The organism is Pseudomonas sp. GL-R-19 (genome assembly GCF_019956375.1).
GTDB lineage: Bacteria > Pseudomonadota > Gammaproteobacteria > Pseudomonadales > Pseudomonadaceae > Aquipseudomonas.
In genome coordinates this window covers 57,623-74,475 of record NZ_JAHBDJ010000017.1, presented here as the reverse complement: position 1 = coordinate 74,475, position 16,853 = coordinate 57,623, and the positions used below count along the sequence as shown (strand labels likewise).

At 60.6% G+C, this 16,853-nt stretch carries 14 protein-coding genes; 9 read left to right on the top strand and 5 right to left on the bottom strand.

All coding sequences use genetic code 11. From position 1 onward, the window contains the following. The first annotated feature begins 52 nt into the window (after positions 1-52). The 4 genes from KGA83_RS10685 (at position 53) to KGA83_RS10670 (ending at position 4,215) form a co-directional block, all read left to right on the top strand. Positions 53-835, top strand: a complete 783-nt coding sequence (locus KGA83_RS10685) for a sugar phosphate isomerase/epimerase family protein (protein WP_223529686.1) — start codon at positions 53-55, stop codon at positions 833-835. Next, complete coding sequence (locus tag KGA83_RS10680; protein ID WP_108217449.1) at positions 828-1,814, top strand: sugar kinase; 987 nt, start codon at positions 828-830, stop codon at positions 1,812-1,814. The genes KGA83_RS10685 and KGA83_RS10680 overlap by 8 nt, the downstream gene beginning before the upstream one ends. A 103-nt stretch (positions 1,815-1,917) precedes the next feature. Next, positions 1,918-3,216 (top strand): MFS transporter, encoded by a 1,299-nt coding sequence (locus KGA83_RS10675; RefSeq protein WP_108217448.1) that lies wholly within the window; start codon positions 1,918-1,920, stop codon positions 3,214-3,216. A 21-nt stretch (positions 3,217-3,237) separates the two neighbouring features. Next, positions 3,238-4,215: a 2-hydroxyacid dehydrogenase gene (locus KGA83_RS10670; protein ID WP_223529685.1), complete on the top strand. Its 978-nt coding sequence runs from the start codon at positions 3,238-3,240 to the stop codon at positions 4,213-4,215. A 116-nt stretch (positions 4,216-4,331) separates the two neighbouring features. Here the strand turns inward: KGA83_RS10670 and KGA83_RS10665 are convergent, their stop codons facing one another. The 3 genes from KGA83_RS10665 to KGA83_RS10655 form a co-directional block, all read right to left on the bottom strand. Beyond that, positions 4,332-5,519 carry a pyridoxal phosphate-dependent aminotransferase gene (locus KGA83_RS10665; protein WP_108217446.1) on the bottom strand — a complete coding sequence of 396 codons (1,188 nt, stop codon included), beginning with the start codon at positions 5,517-5,519 and terminating at the stop codon, positions 4,332-4,334. A 118-nt stretch (positions 5,520-5,637) separates the two neighbouring features. After that, positions 5,638-6,780 carry a glycerate kinase gene (locus tag KGA83_RS10660; RefSeq protein WP_223529683.1) on the bottom strand — a complete coding sequence of 381 codons (1,143 nt, stop codon included), beginning with the start codon at positions 6,778-6,780 and terminating at the stop codon, positions 5,638-5,640. A 110-nt stretch (positions 6,781-6,890) separates the two neighbouring features. After that, positions 6,891-8,024 (bottom strand): sugar diacid recognition domain-containing protein, encoded by a 1,134-nt coding sequence (locus tag KGA83_RS10655; RefSeq protein ID WP_223529681.1) that lies wholly within the window; start codon positions 8,022-8,024, stop codon positions 6,891-6,893. A gap of 170 nt (positions 8,025-8,194) precedes the next feature. Between KGA83_RS10655 and KGA83_RS10650 the strand changes: the two genes are divergently transcribed. From KGA83_RS10650 to rarD, 3 genes are all read left to right on the top strand, one after another. Then, positions 8,195-9,505 (top strand): MFS transporter, encoded by a 1,311-nt coding sequence (locus KGA83_RS10650; protein ID WP_223529679.1) that lies wholly within the window; start codon positions 8,195-8,197, stop codon positions 9,503-9,505. Between the two features lie 207 nt (positions 9,506-9,712). Continuing rightward, the gene (locus KGA83_RS10645; protein ID WP_223529677.1) at positions 9,713-10,726 is read left to right on the top strand and encodes an aldo/keto reductase; all 1,014 of its coding nucleotides are present in this window, start codon (positions 9,713-9,715) and stop codon (positions 10,724-10,726) included. A 187-nt stretch (positions 10,727-10,913) separates the two neighbouring features. Continuing rightward, positions 10,914-11,795, top strand: coding sequence for an EamA family transporter RarD (gene rarD / locus KGA83_RS10640; protein WP_108217441.1), 882 nt, complete (start codon positions 10,914-10,916; stop codon positions 11,793-11,795). A gap of 64 nt (positions 11,796-11,859) precedes the next feature. Here the strand turns inward: rarD and hppD are convergent, their stop codons facing one another. Then, the gene (hppD, locus tag KGA83_RS10635) at positions 11,860-12,936 is read right to left on the bottom strand and encodes a 4-hydroxyphenylpyruvate dioxygenase (protein WP_095966635.1); all 1,077 of its coding nucleotides are present in this window, start codon (positions 12,934-12,936) and stop codon (positions 11,860-11,862) included. A gap of 250 nt (positions 12,937-13,186) precedes the next feature. Beyond that, the gene (locus tag KGA83_RS10630; protein ID WP_223529675.1) at positions 13,187-14,131 is read right to left on the bottom strand and encodes a DMT family transporter; all 945 of its coding nucleotides are present in this window, start codon (positions 14,129-14,131) and stop codon (positions 13,187-13,189) included. A 78-nt stretch (positions 14,132-14,209) separates the two neighbouring features. On the opposite strand from KGA83_RS10630, the gene KGA83_RS10625 reads away from it, so the two are divergent. Both KGA83_RS10625 and KGA83_RS10620 read left to right on the top strand, forming a co-directional pair. Continuing rightward, positions 14,210-15,082, top strand: a complete 873-nt coding sequence (locus tag KGA83_RS10625; protein WP_223529673.1) for a LysR family transcriptional regulator — start codon at positions 14,210-14,212, stop codon at positions 15,080-15,082. A gap of 112 nt (positions 15,083-15,194) precedes the next feature. Next, positions 15,195-16,727 (top strand): EAL domain-containing protein, encoded by a 1,533-nt coding sequence (locus KGA83_RS10620; RefSeq protein ID WP_223529671.1) that lies wholly within the window; start codon positions 15,195-15,197, stop codon positions 16,725-16,727. The last annotated feature ends 126 nt before the right edge of the window (positions 16,728-16,853 follow it).

Below are 16,853 nucleotides of genomic sequence, written 5' to 3'. Positions count from 1 at the left end.
ACCACAAAAAAATTTGAACAAAAATGAAACCGGTTTCAGAGGTAGAAAAACAATGAACAGACCAGCCGTTTCCATCAGCCTTTCCAGCTACGGCGCCGAACTTGTGCGTCAACGCGGCCAAGGCAGCTTCATCGAGATTCTCGCCGCCGCCGGCGCCACGCGCATTGAGTGGCGTGAGGAATTACTGACCATCGAGGACCCTGCTCAACTGGCCGATGCCACTCAGGCAGAAGGCCTGCAGAGCGTGTATTCATCACCCATGGAGCTATGGCTGGCCGGGCAATCCAGGCCCAACCCCGAATTGATCACGGCCCTGCAACGCGCCCAGGCGTTCGGCGCCAAATGGCTGAAAGTGTCGCTGGGCTATTTCACCGACAACAGCGATCTGCAAACCCTCGCCCGAGTGCTGGGCGAAAGCGCCGTGCAGTTGCTGGTGGAAAACGACCAGACCCTGCACGGCGGCCGCATTGAACCCTTCCAGCGCTTTTTCGCGGACGTCGAGCGGCACGAGCTGCCGATCAAAATGACCTTCGACATCGGCAATTGGCACTGGCAGGACCAGTCCGCCGCCAGCGCCGCGCGGTTGCTCGGTCGTCACGTCGGTTATGTGCACTGCAAAGCGGTCACGCGCCGTGCCGACGGCAAACTGGTCGCCATCCCGCCCGCCGCCAGTGACCTGCAACAGTGGGAACACCTGCTGCAGCACATGGCCCAGGGCGTTATGCGGGCCGCGGAATATCCGCTGCAAGGCGATGACCTGGTGCAACTGACCACCGAGCACGTCGCTGCCCTCGCCCACCTCGGCCAATCGCAGCTGGAGAGTGCTCATGTCTGAGATCGATATTCTGTCCTTCGGCGAGACCATGGCGATGTTCGTCGCCGAGCAGGCGGGTGATCTGGCCAGCGTCGGCGCTTTTCACAAACGCATTGCCGGCGCTGACAGCAACGTTGCCATTGGCCTTTCCCGACTGGGCTTCAACGTGGCATGGCTGAGCCGTGTCGGTGCCGATTCGCTGGGCCGGTTCGTGGTCGATACTCTGGAAAAAGAAGGCCTGGATTGCCGCCACGTCGACATCGACACCGCCCACCCGACCGGTTTTCAACTCAAGTCCCGCACCGACGATGGCAGCGATCCGGTGGTCGAGTACTTCCGCCGTGGTTCGGCGGCCAGTCACCTGTCACCGCACTCGATCGTGCCCCAATTGCTCAAGGCCCGACACCTGCACGCCACCGGCATTCCTCCGGCGCTCTCGGAGTCGGCGCGGCAGATGTCGTTCGAATTGATGACCTGCATGCGCGAGGCCGGGCGCAGTGTGTCCTTCGACCCGAACCTGCGCCCGAGCCTGTGGGCCAGCGAGCAACAAATGATCACCGAGATCAACCGCCTCGCCGCCCTCGCCCATTGGGTGCTGCCGGGGTTGAGCGAAGGTCGCTTGCTGACCGGTTTCGAAGACCCGGCCGACATCGCCGCCTTCTACCTCGACCAGGGCGCCGAAGCCGTGGCGATCAAGCTTGGCCCGCACGGGGCTTACTACCGCACACATGTTGATCAGGGTTTCGTGGCCGGCGTGCCGGTGGCAACGGTGGTCGATACGGTGGGTGCCGGCGATGGTTTTGCCGTCGGCATGATCAGCGCGCTGTTGGAAAACCAAAGCGTGGTCGAGGCCGTGAAACGCGCCAACTGGATTGGCAGCCGGGCGGTGCAAAGCCGCGGGGATATGGAGGGGTTGCCGACCCGATCCGAAATGGTCAGCGAATTTGAGGTCGCCATCGCGAGCAAGCTCGCTCCTACAGAGGATTTGTGTCGAACGTAGATCCAACGTAGGAGCGAGCCTGCTCGCGATGAGGCCAGCACAGTCACTAAAGATTCAAACCGTTACCTGCTGCGACAAAAACAACAAGCTCAGGAGCACCACCATGAAAACCGCAACGCTCGCCACCCGCCGCTGGTGGTACATCATGCCCATCGTGTTCATCACCTATAGCCTGGCGTATCTGGATCGCGCCAACTATGGGTTCGCCGCCGCATCCGGCATGGCGGCCGACCTGATGATCACACCAGGCCTGTCGTCGATGCTCGGCGCGCTGTTCTTCCTCGGCTACTTTTTCTTCCAGGTACCCGGCGCGATCTACGCGCAGAAACACAGCGTGAAGAAGCTGATTTTCGTCAGCCTGATCCTCTGGGGCGGCTTGGCGACGTTGACCGGGATCGTCTCCAACGCCTACTGGCTGATCGTCATCCGCTTCATGCTCGGCGTGGTCGAAGCGGCAGTGATGCCGGCGATGCTGATCTACCTGTGCCACTGGTTCACCCGCGCCGAACGCTCGCGGGCCAACACCTTCCTGATCCTCGGCAACCCGGTGACCATGCTCTGGATGTCGGTGGTCTCGGGCTATCTGGTGCAACACTACAGCTGGCGTTGGATGTTCATCGTCGAAGGTTTGCCAGCGGTGTTGTGGGCATTCATCTGGTGGCGCCTGGCCGATGATCGCCCGTCACAAGCCAAGTGGCTCAACGATCAGGAAAAACAGGACCTGGAAAGCGCACTGGCCGCCGAACAGGTCGGCATCAAGGCCGTGAAGAACTACGCCGAAGCGTTCCGCTCACCCAAAGTGATCATCCTGGCCCTGCAGTTTTTCTGCTGGAGCATTGGCGTGTACGGTTTCGTGTTGTGGCTGCCATCAATCCTCAAGGCCGGCGCGCAAATGGACATGATTCAGGCCGGCTGGCTGTCGGCGCTGCCGTACCTGGCCGCGGTGATCGGCATGCTGCTGGTGTCCTGGGGTTCGGACAAACTGCAAAAACGTAAACGTTTCGTCTGGCCGCCACTTCTGATTGCTTCGATTGCCTTCTATGGTTCCTACGCCTTGGGTGCCGAACACTTCTGGTGGTCCTACACCCTGCTGGTGATTGCCGGCGCCTGCATGTACGCGCCTTACGGACCGTTCTTCGCAATCATTCCGGAGATCCTCCCGGCCAACGTTGCGGGCGGCGCCATGGCGCTGATCAACAGCATGGGCGCCCTGGGTTCCTTTGGCGGTTCCTATCTGGTCGGTTACCTGAACAGCTCCACCGGCTCGCCCGCCGCCTCGTACCTGTTGATGAGCGGCGCGCTGATGTTCTCGGTGCTGCTGACCATTCTCCTCAAGCCCGGCGCCAGCGATCGGGAGCGGCCCGCGGCCACGGTAACGCGCACCGCCACGGCACATTCCTGAATTGAAGTTGAGATCTCGAAGATGAAAAAGCAGGTCGTCCTGTACAAGAAACTCTCGCCGCTGCTGATGGCTCGCCTGCACGAGCAGACCGAAGTGACGCTGATCGAAAGCCTTGATGCCGAGGGCCTGGGCAAACTGCGCGATGCCCTGCCCCGCGCCCACGGCTTGCTGGGTGCCAGCCTGAAACTGGATGCCGAACTGCTCGATCTGGCACCCAACCTCCAAGCCATTGCCAGCGTCTCGGTGGGTGTCGATAACTACGACGTCGACTACCTGACCGAGCGGCGCATCCTGCTCAGCAATACGCCGGATGTATTGACAGAAACCACCGCCGACACGGGTTTCGCGCTGATCCTGGCAACGGCCCGGCGCGTCGTGGAATTGGCAAACATGATTCGCGAAGGCAATTGGACCCGCAACATCGGCCCCACGCATTTCGGCAGCGACGTGCACGGTAAAACCCTGGGCATCATTGGCATGGGTCGCATTGGCGAGGCGCTGGCCCAGCGCGGGCACTTCGGTTTCGGCATGCCGGTGATTTATCACAGCCATTCGCCGAAACCGGCGGTGGAACAGCGGTTCAACGCGCAGTACCGCAGTCTGACCGCGCTGTTGCAACAGGCGGATTTCATATGCCTGACGTTGCCGCTGACCGCTGAAACCGAAGGGCTGATCGGTGCAGAGGAGTTTGCGCTGATGCGGCCCGAAAGCATCTTCATCAACATTTCCCGGGGCAAGGTGGTCGACGAAATGGCAATGATAGAAGCCTTGCGCACGGGCCAGATTCGCGCGGCGGGGCTGGACGTATTCGAACGCGAACCATTGAACCAGGACTCGCCGTTGTTGCAGTTGGATAACGTCGTGGCGACACCACACATTGGCTCGGCGACCCATGAGACGCGCGAGGCAATGGCCCGGTGTGCGGTGGACAATCTGCTGGCGGCGCTGGCGGGTGAGCGGCCTGTGAACTTGGTGAATCCTGGAGTTTGGAAAGGCTGAAGATCAAAAGATCGCAGCCTGCGGCAGCTCCTGCATGGACCGGGTTCACCGCAGTTTTGTGGATGGACATCAATCCTGTAGGAGCTGCCGCAGGCTGCGATCTTTTGCTGTGGCGATCAGGCCCGCCGCGCCTCCAGCAAATTTGTCGCACACAATGCAATTCGCCGACAGGCATCGGCCAGCTTCATCTGATCCACCACCAACCCAATGCGGATATGCCCCGCCGCGCTCGGCCCGAACGCTTCGCCGGCCAGCACCGAGACGCCATGGCCCTCCAGCAGCCGTTCGGCGAAGCGCTGGGCCGACAACCCGGTCTGGCGTACATCGACCATCACGAACATTCCGCCATCCGGACGAATCGGCTTGAGGCCCGGACATTGGCCCAGACTTGCACACACCAGGTCACGACGCTGGCGATACTCTTCGCGCATCGAGGCCACTTCCGGCAGGTCACGGTCCAACGCCAGCTGCGCGGCGTTCTGCACGAAATCCGGGATACCGAACAACATGCTCAGCGACAGATTGACCAGGTGTCCGGCCATGGGTTTGGGCCCGATCACCCAGCCCACCCGCCAACCGCTCATGGCGTGGGACTTGGACAGGCTGTTGATCGTCGCCGTCCGTTCGGCCATGCCAGGCAGGCTCGCGGGGCTGATGTGCTCGCCCTCGTACAGCAGATCGCTGTAGACCTCGTCGCTGATCAGCCACAAATCGTGACGAATGCACAGCGCCGCCAGCTCCTGCCAGATCGCCAGTGACAAACTGGCGCCGGATGGATTGTTCGGACTATTGAGCAGGATGGCGCGAGTCCTTGGCGTGATCCGTGCCGCGACATCCGCCGGGTCGACGCGAAACCCGTTCTGCGGACGCACTGGCACCGGGACCACTGTGGCCGCACACGCGCCGATCACACCTTCATAGGTCACGTACATTGGCTCGGCGACGATCACTTCATCGCCCGGATCGAGCAGGCATTGCGCCACCGAATACACCGCGCACTGCGCGCCTGGAAAGACGATCACATGCCCGGCATCCACCGCCTGACCGCTGCGTTGGCGCTGCCGGCGGGCAATGCTGTCGCGCAGCCCCCGACTGCCGCGCACTTCAGGATAGTGCGTGTCACCGGCCAACAGGCTGGCGATAGCCGCCTGGACAATGGGTTGCGGCGTATCGAAGTCGGGATCGCCAATTGACAGCAGCAGGACGTCGACACCCTGTTCGCGCAATTGCAGCGCTCGATCGTGAATCTGCCAGGCCGCCGCTCCGTCACCGGCGATTCGTTGGGTCAAGGCTGAATAGCGCATGTTTGTCTCCTGTCGCGCGGGTGCTCCAAGCCTCAACCCTATCTCAAATCGCGAAACACGCCACCATGGCGTTCAATTCCACCGCCAAAACTCCCATCAGGGCTTTTGTGAAAAACCCTCAGCCGCAGCGAACGGCCATCCGCCAGACGCGAGCGATGTCGGTCGCCCGCTCACGCAGCAAGCGCGGCGCCTCGGCACAGGCCTGGTCCAGGGTCATCGGCCCACTCGCCAGGGCAAACGCAGCGTCGATGCCATGCTCATAGAGCGCCTGATAACCGTCGCCCAGGGTGCCGGCAATGACGATGACCGGCACGCCTTGCTGGCTGGCGACACGCGCCACACCAAACGGCGTCTTGCCGCGCAGGGTTTGCGCATCGAAGCGCCCTTCCCCGGTGATCACCAGATCGGCGCCTGCAACCGCCTCGGCCAGGCCCACGAGCTCGGCAACCACCTCGACCCCGGCCTTGAACTGCGCCCCCAGGAACGCTTTGGCGGCAAAACCCAGGCCACCCGCCGCGCCACTGCCCGGCTCGTCACGGACATCCTTGCCCAAGGCTGTCGCGCAATGGTCGGCAAAGTGCCCCAGGGCACAGTCCAGTTGTTCGACCTGCGCCGGCGAGGCGCCTTTTTGCGGGCCGAAAATCTCCGAAGCGCCGTGGGGACCGCACAACGGGTTGTTGACGTCGGCGGCGATGTCGAAGCGTACCGGCGCCAGACGCGGATCCATGTCACTCAGATCGACGTGGGCCAATTGCCCAAGGGCGAGGCCGCCCGGTGACAGCGTCTGCCCCCGGGCATCCAGCAGTTTCACGCCCAGGGCTTGCATGGCACCGGCGCCGCCGTCATTGGTCGCACTGCCGCCAATCGCCAGGATCACCCGTTGAGCACCGGCATCCAGCGCGGCGCGAATCAATTGCCCGGTACCGAAAGTGCTGCTGATGCACGCATCCCGTTGCGCCACCGGGACCAACTGCAAACCGCTGGCCTCGGCCATTTCGATGATCGCGGTGTGGCTCTGCGGCAACCAGCCCCAGGCGGCATCCACCGTTGTACCCAGCGGCCCGCGAACCACGGTGCGGCGCTGTTCGCCTTCGCAGGCGGCAAGAATCGACTCGACAGTCCCTTCCCCGCCGTCGGCCATCGGGCATTTGATCAGCTGGGCATCAGGCCAGACTTGCGCCAATCCCAATGCAATGGCGTCGGCCACGCCTTGAGCGCTGAGGCTGTCCTTGAACGAATCGGGGGCGATCACGATTTTCATGGGAATTCTCCAGTTCCAATCTCCACATGCTGCCAGCCGCCATGAACAATAACGCCGGTCCGCTGCACAAGCGCCGATGAGGATTATTGTTCATTTCCACAAACCGGCATTCACACCTCCCCTGTAGGAGCTGCGTCGGTTTGCGGGAGGAGTTGGACGCCGAGATACAACGCCAGCATCCCATCCAGGCGCAACGGGTCAACCCCGCTCAGCTCGGCAATCCGCTCCATCCGATAACGCAGGCTGTTGCGATGAATGCCCAGTGCATCGGCGCAGGCCTGGCTCTGGCCGTCGTGTTCGCACCAGCTGCGCAGGGTCGCCAGCAACTGGCCGTTGCTGTCCTTGGCAATGACCTTGCGCAGCGGGTTGAGCAATTCGTCGAGGGCGTCGTCATTGCGGTGTCGCCAGAGCATCACTGGCAGCCGATAGCGGTTCAGCGTCAGCAATCGGGAGCGCGGCAACACCTCGCGTCCGTAGGCCAGCAAGTCACCGACCCGGCGATAGCAGCGGCGCAACCCTGCCAGCCCGTCGGCTTGCCCACCCACGGCGATACGCAGGATGTTCCAGCCAAGGCCATCGAGCTTGTCCAGCAAGCGCTCGTTATCGACCGACTGGCCGGCCGGCCGGCACCAGAGCAATGAAGTTTTGGCCGAGCTCACGCACCAACTGTCGGGGTGACGGCTGGTCAACCAGGCACTGAGTGCCTCGACGGTTTGCCCTGGAGCGTGTTCCAGGCCCAGTTCGAACAAGTACGGCACCCGGGTCATTTGTGGCTTGAGGCCCAACTGCTGCGCTTCATCGACCAGTCGCGGAGCATCCCCGGCTTCGCTGAGCAACAACGCCAGCAGATCATCGCAGCGCTGGCGCCGCCATTGCTGTTCGGCCTGCTGGTTACGCTGGCCCACCAGCATCTCGGCGGTCATGCGCACCAGTTCGGCGTAGGTGCGCAGTTGCTCGGGTTCGCCGGTGATGCCCAGGACGCCGATCAGGCGCTGGTCCAGCATCAGCGGCAGGTTGATGCCCGGCTGCACACCCTTTAGATGAATCGCCGTCTGCGCATTGATCTCCACCACGCGGCCGTTGGCCAGGACCAGTTGCGCGCCTTCATGGCGGGTGTTGACCCGCTCCGGCTCGCCGCTGCCCAGGATCAGTCCCTGGCTGTCCATGACGTTGACGTTGTACGGCAGGATAGCCATCGCCCGGTCGACGATGTCCTGGGCCAGGTCGTGATCGAGTTCGAACATGCAAGTGATCCTTGAAGACGGTGGTGGAACGGGTTGTTCACCCGCACAGGCCTTGGTTGCAAACCCTGTGCTCAGGCACAAAGACAGCCACCCTGAGGGTGGTCGAGACTCTCTGGGCGATCAACGTTACCCTTTGCATCGCAAAAAATCATAATAAAGAGAGAGCCGCCATGACACAGAGCGCCATAGCGTCCGACGCCATCGCTGACGACAAAAACGCCGTCTACAAGCGCATCACCCTGCGTTTGATCCCCTTCATTTTCATCTGCTACCTGTTCAACTACCTCGACCGGGTCAACGTTGGATTTGCCAAGCTGCAGATGCTCGACGCGCTGAAGTTCAGCGAAACCGTGTACGGCCTCGGTGCCGGCATCTTCTTTATCGGTTACGTGCTGTGCGGTGTGCCAAGCAACCTGGCCCTGACCAAATTCGGCCCACGGCGCTGGATTGCACTGATGATGATCACCTGGGGCACGTTGTCGACCTGCCTGCTGTTCGTCACCAGCCCGACCGAGTTCTACACCTTGCGCCTGTTCACCGGCGCTGCCGAAGCCGGTTTCTTCCCGGGCGTGGTGCTGTATCTCTCGCAGTGGTTCCCGACCTTCCGCCGTGGCCGCATCATGGCGCTGTTCATGTCGGCGATCCCGGTATCCGGTTTGCTCGGCAGCCCGTTCTCCGGCTGGATTCTCAACCACTTCGGCGCAGGCCAGGGCGGTCTCGCCGGCTGGCAGTGGATGTTCCTGATGCAAGGCATTCCAACCGTGATCCTCGGTGCGCTGGCTTACTTCCTGCTCAGCGACAGTTACGCCAATGCCAAATGGCTGACCCCGTTCGAGCGCTCGGTATTGGAAGCCGACCACGCTATCGATCTGGCCAACAAACCGAAAACCACGTCCGATTCACTGCTGGCGGTGTTCAAGAACCCGCCGATCTGGGCTTTCGGCCTGATCTACTTCTGCATCCAGAGTGGCGTGTACGCGATCAACTTCTGGTTGCCGTCGATCATCAAGAACCTGGGCTTCAGCGATAACCTGGTGATCGGCTGGCTCAGTGCGATTCCGTACCTGCTAGCCGCCGTTTTCATGCTGATGATTGGCCGTTCGGCGGACCTGCGCAAAGAACGCCGCTGGCACTTGGTGGTGCCGATGTTGATGGGCGCGCTGGGGCTGCTGATTGCGGTGAACTTCGCCGCCAACCCGGCCATCGCGATTCTCGGCCTGACCATCGCCACCATGGGCGCCCTCACCGGCCTGCCGATGTTCTGGCCGGTGCCGACCGCGCTGCTCAGTGCCGGCGCTGCGGCGGGTGGCCTGGCGCTGATCAACTCGATGGGCCAGATGGCCGGCTTCCTCAGCCCGTACCTGGTGGGCTGGGTCAAGGACAGCACCGGTTCGACCGATGCGGCGCTGTATCTGCTGGCGGGCGTGATTGTCTGCGGCAGTCTGTTGGCGTTGCGCATGACCCGTACCCTGCGCGCCTGACCACCACCTGACCACTGTAGGAGCGAGCCTGCTCGCGATGGACGTCAACGATAACGCGTTTATCCTGGATAAACGTGGTGTCCTGAAGTTCTTCGCGAGCAGGCTCGCTCCTACAGTTTGATTCGAGTGTGTTTGAGATTTGCGTTTGCTCCCGGCGATCGTTCTGGTATCTGATTGAGCCTTTCCCACTGGTAAAAGGATTTGCTCATGAGCTATCGCACGCTGGGTCATTCGGGTCTGCAGGTGTCCACCCTGACCCTGGGCACCATGATGTTCGGCGAACAGACCAGCACCGAAGATTCCCTGCGGATCATCGACAAGGCCTGGGACCAGGGCATCAATTTCATCGACACCGCCGACGTCTACACCAACGGCCGTTCCGAAGAAATCGTCGGCGAGGCCATCGCCAGCCGTCGCCATGAATGGGTGCTGGCGACCAAGGTCGGCTTCGGCCCCATGGACGGCGTCCCCAACCGCAGCGGCCTGAGCCGCAAACACCTGTTCAACGGCATCGATGACAGCCTGACGCGCCTGGGCACCGATTACCTCGACATCTATTACCTGCACCGCGAAGACCACAACACGCCGCTGGAAGTCACGATCTCGGCCATTGGCGATCTGATTCGCCAAGGCAAAATCCGTTATTGGGGCCTGTCGAACTACCGTGGCTGGCGCATCGCCGAAGTCATTCGCGTGGCCGACAAACTTGGCGTTGACCGGCCGGTGATCAGCCAGCCGCTGTACAACATCGTCAACCGCCAGGCTGAAACCGAGCAGATCACGGCGGCGCAAAACTACGGTCTGGGCGTGGTGCCTTACAGCCCGCTGGCGCGCGGGGTGCTCAGCGGCAAATACGCGCCTGATGTGAAACCGGACGCCAACAGCCGTGCCGGACGTCAGGATAAACGCATCCTGGAAACAGAATGGCGCGTCGAGTCCCTGCACATCGCCCAGCAAATCCAGCAGTACACCCAAGGCCGCGGCGTCGGCATCGTCGAGTTCGCGATTGCCTGGGTGCTGAACAACAGCGCCGTCACCTCGGCCATTGTCGGGCCGCGTACCGAAGCGCAGTGGGACGCCTACACTAAGGCGCAGGCGGTGAGGATCACGGCCGAGGACGAGGCATTCATCGATTCGCTGGTGACGCCGGGGCATGCGTCGACACCGGGGTTCAATGATGTGAGCCATTTTGTGTCGGGGCGTAATCCGCGCAATAACTGAAAATCACAAAACCACTGTAGGAGCGAGCTTGCTCGCGATGGTGGGTCAGCTACATAGATGTCAACTGACACACCATCGCGAGCAGGCTCGCTCCTACAGTTGGACAGTGTTGATTGATCGGTCAATATTCGTCTGAAAAACCACGTATCCTCCACCCCCGTTTCACCTTCAACCTTGCGAGGACAGCTTGTCTAAAGGTATCGCTCTGTCAGTTTCAGCCTCGGTGCTTTTTGCCGTCATGTATTACTACACGTCGCTGCTCACCCCCTTGAGCGGCGTGGAAATCTTCGGTTGGCGCATGCTGCTGACCGTGCCGTGCATGACCGTGTTCATGGTGGCGTCCGGCGAGTGGAAGCGCGTGCTGGAGATCGTTCGGCGCGCCATTGCCAACCCGAAACTGATGGGTGCACTGATCGCCTCCTCTGCCCTGCTCGGCGTGCAACTGTGGCTGTTCATGTGGGCGCCGCTCAATGGCTACAGCCTCGACGTATCACTGGGCTATTTCCTGCTGCCGCTGACCATGGTCTTGACCGGCCGCCTGGCCTACGGCGAACGCCTGTCTTATCTGCAAAAAATCGCCGTGGTGTTCGCCTGCCTGGGCGTGATCAACGAGGTGTATCAGGTCGGTGGTTTTTCCTGGGCGACCTTGCTGGTCTGCATTGGCTATCCGGCCTACTTCATCCTGCGCAAACGGCTGGCGTCGGACAATCTCGGCGGCTTGTGGCTGGACATGGCATTGACGCTGCCGGTGGCGCTCTGGTTCATCCAGAGTGGCGCACAAGGTTTCGCTGTGTTTGACCAGCATCCCTGGTTGTCGCTGTTGATCCCGCTGCTCGGCGTAATCAGTGCGTCGGCGCTGGTGGTCTACATCATTGCCAGCCGCCTGCTGCCGTTCAGCCTGTTCGGCTTGTTGAGCTACGTCGAACCGGTGTTGCTGCTGGGAGTGGCATTGCTGCTGGGAGAGAGCATCAAGTCCGGCGAATGGCTGACCTACATCCCGATCTGGATGGCCGTGCTGGTGCTGATGTTCGAAGGGTTCAAGCATCTGGTGCGGCAGCGCAGGCCTTAAGCACACACAAAACAATGTGGGAGCGAGCAGGCTCGCTCCCACAGTTTTTTACAGCGTCAACAGATTAGTCGGTGGAGAGAACACCACGACGCACCTGGTCACGCTCGATGGATTCGAACAGTGCCTTGAAATTGCCTTCGCCGAAACCGTCGTCGCCCTTGCGCTGGATGAATTCGAAGAACACCGGTCCCATCAGGGTTTCCGAGAAGATCTGCAGCAGCAGGCGCTTGTCGCCCGACTCGGACGAACCGTCCAGCAAAATGCCCCGCGCTTGCAGTTCACCGACCGGCTCGCCGTGGTTCGGCAGACGGCCTTCGAGCATCTCGTAGTAGGTCTCCGGCGGCGCGGTCATGAAGCGCATGCCGATGCTTTTCAGGTGGTCCCAGGTCTTGATCAGGTCATCGGACAGGAACGCAACGTGCTGGATACCCTCGCCGTTGAACTGCATCAGGAACTCTTCGATCTGCCCGGCGCCCTTGGACGATTCTTCGTTCAACGGAATGCGGATCATGCCATCGGGCGCGGTCATGGCCTTGGAGGTCAGGCCGGTGTATTCGCCCTTGATGTCGAAGTAGCGGATTTCGCGGAAGTTGAACAATTTCTCGTAGAAGTTGGCCCAGTAGGCCATGCGACCGCGGTACACGTTGTGGGTCAGGTGATCGATGATCTTCAGGCCGGCACCGACCGGATGGCGGTCAACGCCTTCGATGAACACGAAGTCGATGTCATAGATCGAGCTGCCCTCGCCGAAACGGTCGATCAGGTACAGCGGCGCACCACCGATGCCTTTGATCGCCGGAAGGTTCAGCTCCATCGGGCCGGTTTCGATGTGGATCGGCTGGGCACCTAGTTCCAGGGCGCGCTTGTAGGCTTTTTGCGAATCCTTGACGCGGAACGCCATGCCGCACACCGACGGGCCGTGCTCGGCCGCAAAGTACGAGGCCACACTGTGGGGTTCGTTGTTGAGGATCAGGTTGATCGCGCCCTGGCGATACAGGTGCACGTCCTTGGAACGGTGGGTCGCCACCTTGGTGAAGCCCATGATCTCGAAGATCGGCTCCAGGGTGTTCGGGGTTGGCGATGCGAGCTCGATGAATTCAAAGCCCATCAGGCCCATTGGGTTTTCGTATAAATCTGCCATGGTCGGCGCCTCATCATTCTTTATCAATTAACAAAGGTTAGTTGTAAGCAATGCTGAGACCGGTGGGTGGCGCACAGGAGATGCCCCGCACGCTGCGGGCGAGAAAGTCACCGTAGATCAGTTGAAACCCGAATATCTTCATTGTCGACCCAAGGCTCTTGCGGGCGAGGCTTCTGCTGCCAGAAGACGATTATTATTGTATGCGTAACCCGATTCTACACAGCGTAAATCAATTTGTCCGCCTTCTGTATCAAATCCCCTTTTTCCCTGCTCGTGCAAGGGGTTTATTGCACAGGAAAATCCCCGCCAGAATCAGCCCGCCGCCCAGACACATGGCCAGCGTCAGCGGCTCGTCCAGCAGCAGCGCGCCAAGGAGAACCGCCGTCAGCGGGTTCAAGGCAATGAACACCCCGGAACGTGTCGCGCCGATTTTGCGGATGCCGTCGTAGTAGGCGATGTAAGCCAGCGCCGACCCCAGCACGCCCAAGTACAAAAGGCTCATCCATTGCTGCGCACCGAGTTGAGCGATCGCGGCGACACTCACCTCACCGCGCACAATGCAGGTGATCCAGAGCATGACGGTGCCCAGCAGGATCGACCAGGTCACGGTTTGCACCGGTCCCAGGCTGTGGTTCAGTTCCCTGGAGAACAGCGAGTAGATACCCCAACCGAGGACGCAACCAAAAATCAGCAAGTCGCCGAGCCAGGCATCGGCTCCGCCGGCCAGTAGTTGCGGGTCACGACTGACGATCACCATGCTCGCGCCTGCCATGCAGATCGCAATGCCGACGACCTTGGCCCGGGTCAAGCGCTCCTTGAACAGCAGCCAGGAAGCCAGGCCGATCACCGCCGGATTCAGCGCCACGATCAAGGACGCCCGTGAGGCGTTGATGTAATGCAGGCCGTAAAAGAAGCACAAGTTGTAGAAAAAGATCCCGAAAAAGCCAAGCAACAACAATTGCAGCCATTGCCGGGGGCTGGGCCGGACCAGCGGCGTCCGCGCCATGCGTATAAACAGCAGCAACGCCACGCTGGCCAGCAGAAACCGCAGGCTGGCCGCCAATAACGGGCTGAGGCCGCCGGCCAGATAACGCCCGGCGACGAAGGTGCCGCCCCACACCATGGTGACCGCCGCCAGTTTCAGATACACCGGCAGATCCGAGGGTTTTGACAGGGTTTGCTCGCAGATCGTCATTAGATTCCAGGACCGGATATTGGAAAGATGACGTATCATTTGGCTAATACCCAGTCATCGTAAAATGAGCAAACACTCATGACCCTCACTCAACTGGAGATTTTCTCCCTCGTGGCCGAACTCCAAGGCTTCACGGCAGCAGCCAATCGCCTGGGTATTTCCCAATCGGCGGTGTCCCATGCCTTGAAGTCCCTGGAACTGGAGTTGGGTGTCGAGCTGTTGCGCCGCCATCAATCCCGGGTCGAGTTAAGCGACATTGGCCAGCAGTTATTGCTGCGCGCCCGAACGATGCTCGGCCTGGCCAACACCCTGCGCCAGGAAGCGGCCGATGCAAGGGGCATGAAACGCGGCACGCTGCGCATCGGCTCCTTCGGCCCGACCTCATCGATCAAATTGCTGCCGTTGATTCTGCAGCAGTTCCGCGCTGCCCATCCCGGCATAGAGGTGCATATCGACGAAGGCCCCGACCGCCAGGTGCTCCAGTGGCTGGAGGAACGACGGATCGACATCGGCTTTGTGGTGTTGCCCGAGGAGCGTTTCGACACGGTCGCGTTGATCGAAGACCAGATGGTCGCGCTGCTGCCCGCCGACCACCCGCTGGCGATTCACGACAGCCTGAACCTGAAGGACCTGTGCGATTTCCCGTTTGTGCTGACCGAGGCCGGTTCTTCGGAGCTGGTTTCACGCCTGTTCTCAGCGGCCCGACTGACGCCCAACATCCGTTATCGCTGCTCGCAGTTGATGAGTACCCTGGATGTCGTCGCTCGTGGCGACGGGGTGACGGTAGTTGCCGAAGGTTCATTGCCCAATCAAATTGACGGCCGCTGTGTGAAAAAACCGCTGTCGCCGGCAGTGTTGCGCCAGGTCGGCCTGGCGGTGCTCGATCGACGCCAGGCGTCACCCGCGACGCTGGCCTTTATCAAACTGGCCGCAAGCCTTGACTGGCGTTGAGCGGCATAACCGCCAAGGGCCAACTATCATGGCCCGTACCCGAACTCTTCATGGGAGGCGTTTTGCCCTGCCAGCCTTTGAGAGCCTTACTTCTTCGTGACAGGATTCGCGAATGCCGCTAAAAGCCAAAACCCGCAGTCGCAGCGCACGAATGGCTGTCACCCTGATCAGTGGATTGCTCCCGGTGCTGCTGGGGGCCGCCATTCTTTACATGCAAGCAGGGCGTGCGCTCAAACACAACGCCGAACAAACCGCCGAAGAAGCGATTCGCCAGTTCGACTTGATGCTCGACAACAGCGCCCAGGCCGCTCATGAACTGCTGCCACTGGCGGGCCAAAGTTGCGCTGACGTCAGTCTGGCCCTGCGCGAGCAGGTCACTCGGCGCCCATTCGTGAGTTCAACCAATCTGGTGTGGAACGACAACCTCTATTGCAGCTCTCTGTTCGGCGAATACCAGGAGAAGGTCAACCCCGGTGACTACACCCGGGGCGCGTTACAGCTCATGAACGGCAATCCGGTAACGCCCGACACCGCCTTGCTGGTGTACCGCCTGAGCGAAGGAAAAAAAGGTGCACTGACGACCCTCTATGGTCATCACTTGAGTCATATTCTGCGTTTGATCGGCCGCAAGACCTTGCTCTTGCTGCAAGTAGGCCCGGACTGGATAGCCGCCGACGGCAAGGTTCACAGGGGCGCCGCGCCGGACCTGCCCGTTGCGCAAAGTCGATTGGCCTCCCGGCACTATGCGTTTGCCGTGGAAGCCGGCTTTCCCGAAGGCGAAACCTGGCGATACATGCGAAACGAATACCCACCATTGTTCAGCTTGCTGATTTTCTTCGGTGTGATTGCCGGGTCAATCGGTCACTTCCTGCAAAAACGCTCATCGGCACCCACCCAGGAAATGCAACGGGCACTGGAAGCTCAAGAATTCATTCCGTATTTCCAGCCCGTGGTGCATGGCGACAGCAAAAGCTGGTCCGGCGCGGAAGTGCTGATGCGCTGGAAACATCCGAAGGAAGGGCTGGTGCGTCCGGACCTGTTCATCCCGTTTGCCGAGCACTCCGGGCTGATCGTACCGATGACCCGCTCGCTGATGCGACAAACCGCCGCCCTGCTCGCCCCGCAATCCGCCGGATTCAACAAACCGTTTCACATTGGCATCAATATCACCGCCAGCCATTGTCAGGACCTGGAGCTGGTCAAAGACTGTCGCGAGTTTCTCGATGCGTTCGAGCCGGACTCGATCCATCTGGTGCTGGAACTGACCGAGCGCGAACTGATCGAGCCCACGGCCATCACCCTGCAACTGTTCGAGCAACTTCGCGAACTGGGCGTGAAAATCGCCATCGATGATTTCGGCACCGGCCACTCAAGCCTTGGCTACCTGCGGCAGTTCAATGTCGATTTCCTGAAAATCGACCAGAGTTTTGTCGCCATGATCGGCATCGACACACTCTCCAGCCACATCCTCGACAGCATCATCGAACTGGCGGTCAAGCTCGACCTTGCCCTGGTGGCCGAAGGTGTCGAAACCCGTGAACAGAGTGATTACCTGAGTGCTCATCAAGTCAACTTCCTGCAAGGTTATCTTTTCGGCAAACCCATGCCCGGCGCGGAATTCATTAGTGCATTAAGCAACCGTTAACTCGCGAATTTAACCGACAAAACAACGATGACACGCACCAATTTGAATCAAAACACTACTGCCGTTACATGAAAAAAAAGACATGATTTACTCTTGGCCAATTAACTACTACAATTTTACATGCCT

Coding starts and splice junctions, on each gene's coding strand:
- KGA83_RS10680 (WP_108217449.1), top strand. CDS start 828: ATGTCTGAGATCGATATTCTGTCCTTCGGCGAGACCATGGCGATGTTC.
- hppD (WP_095966635.1), bottom strand. CDS start 12,936: ATGGCAGATTTATACGAAAACCCAATGGGCCTGATGGGCTTTGAATTC.
- KGA83_RS10630 (WP_223529675.1), bottom strand. CDS start 14,131: ATGACGATCTGCGAGCAAACCCTGTCAAAACCCTCGGATCTGCCGGTG.
- KGA83_RS10665 (WP_108217446.1), bottom strand. CDS start 5,519: ATGCGCTATTCAGCCTTGACCCAACGAATCGCCGGTGACGGAGCGGCG.
- KGA83_RS10675 (WP_108217448.1), top strand. CDS start 1,918: ATGAAAACCGCAACGCTCGCCACCCGCCGCTGGTGGTACATCATGCCC.
- KGA83_RS10670 (WP_223529685.1), top strand. CDS start 3,238: ATGAAAAAGCAGGTCGTCCTGTACAAGAAACTCTCGCCGCTGCTGATG.
- KGA83_RS10655 (WP_223529681.1), bottom strand. CDS start 8,024: ATGTTCGAACTCGATCACGACCTGGCCCAGGACATCGTCGACCGGGCG.
- KGA83_RS10625 (WP_223529673.1), top strand. CDS start 14,210: ATGACCCTCACTCAACTGGAGATTTTCTCCCTCGTGGCCGAACTCCAA.
- KGA83_RS10620 (WP_223529671.1), top strand. CDS start 15,195: ATGCCGCTAAAAGCCAAAACCCGCAGTCGCAGCGCACGAATGGCTGTC.
- KGA83_RS10650 (WP_223529679.1), top strand. CDS start 8,195: ATGACACAGAGCGCCATAGCGTCCGACGCCATCGCTGACGACAAAAAC.
- KGA83_RS10685 (WP_223529686.1), top strand. CDS start 53: ATGAACAGACCAGCCGTTTCCATCAGCCTTTCCAGCTACGGCGCCGAA.
- KGA83_RS10645 (WP_223529677.1), top strand. CDS start 9,713: ATGAGCTATCGCACGCTGGGTCATTCGGGTCTGCAGGTGTCCACCCTG.
- KGA83_RS10660 (WP_223529683.1), bottom strand. CDS start 6,780: ATGAAAATCGTGATCGCCCCCGATTCGTTCAAGGACAGCCTCAGCGCT.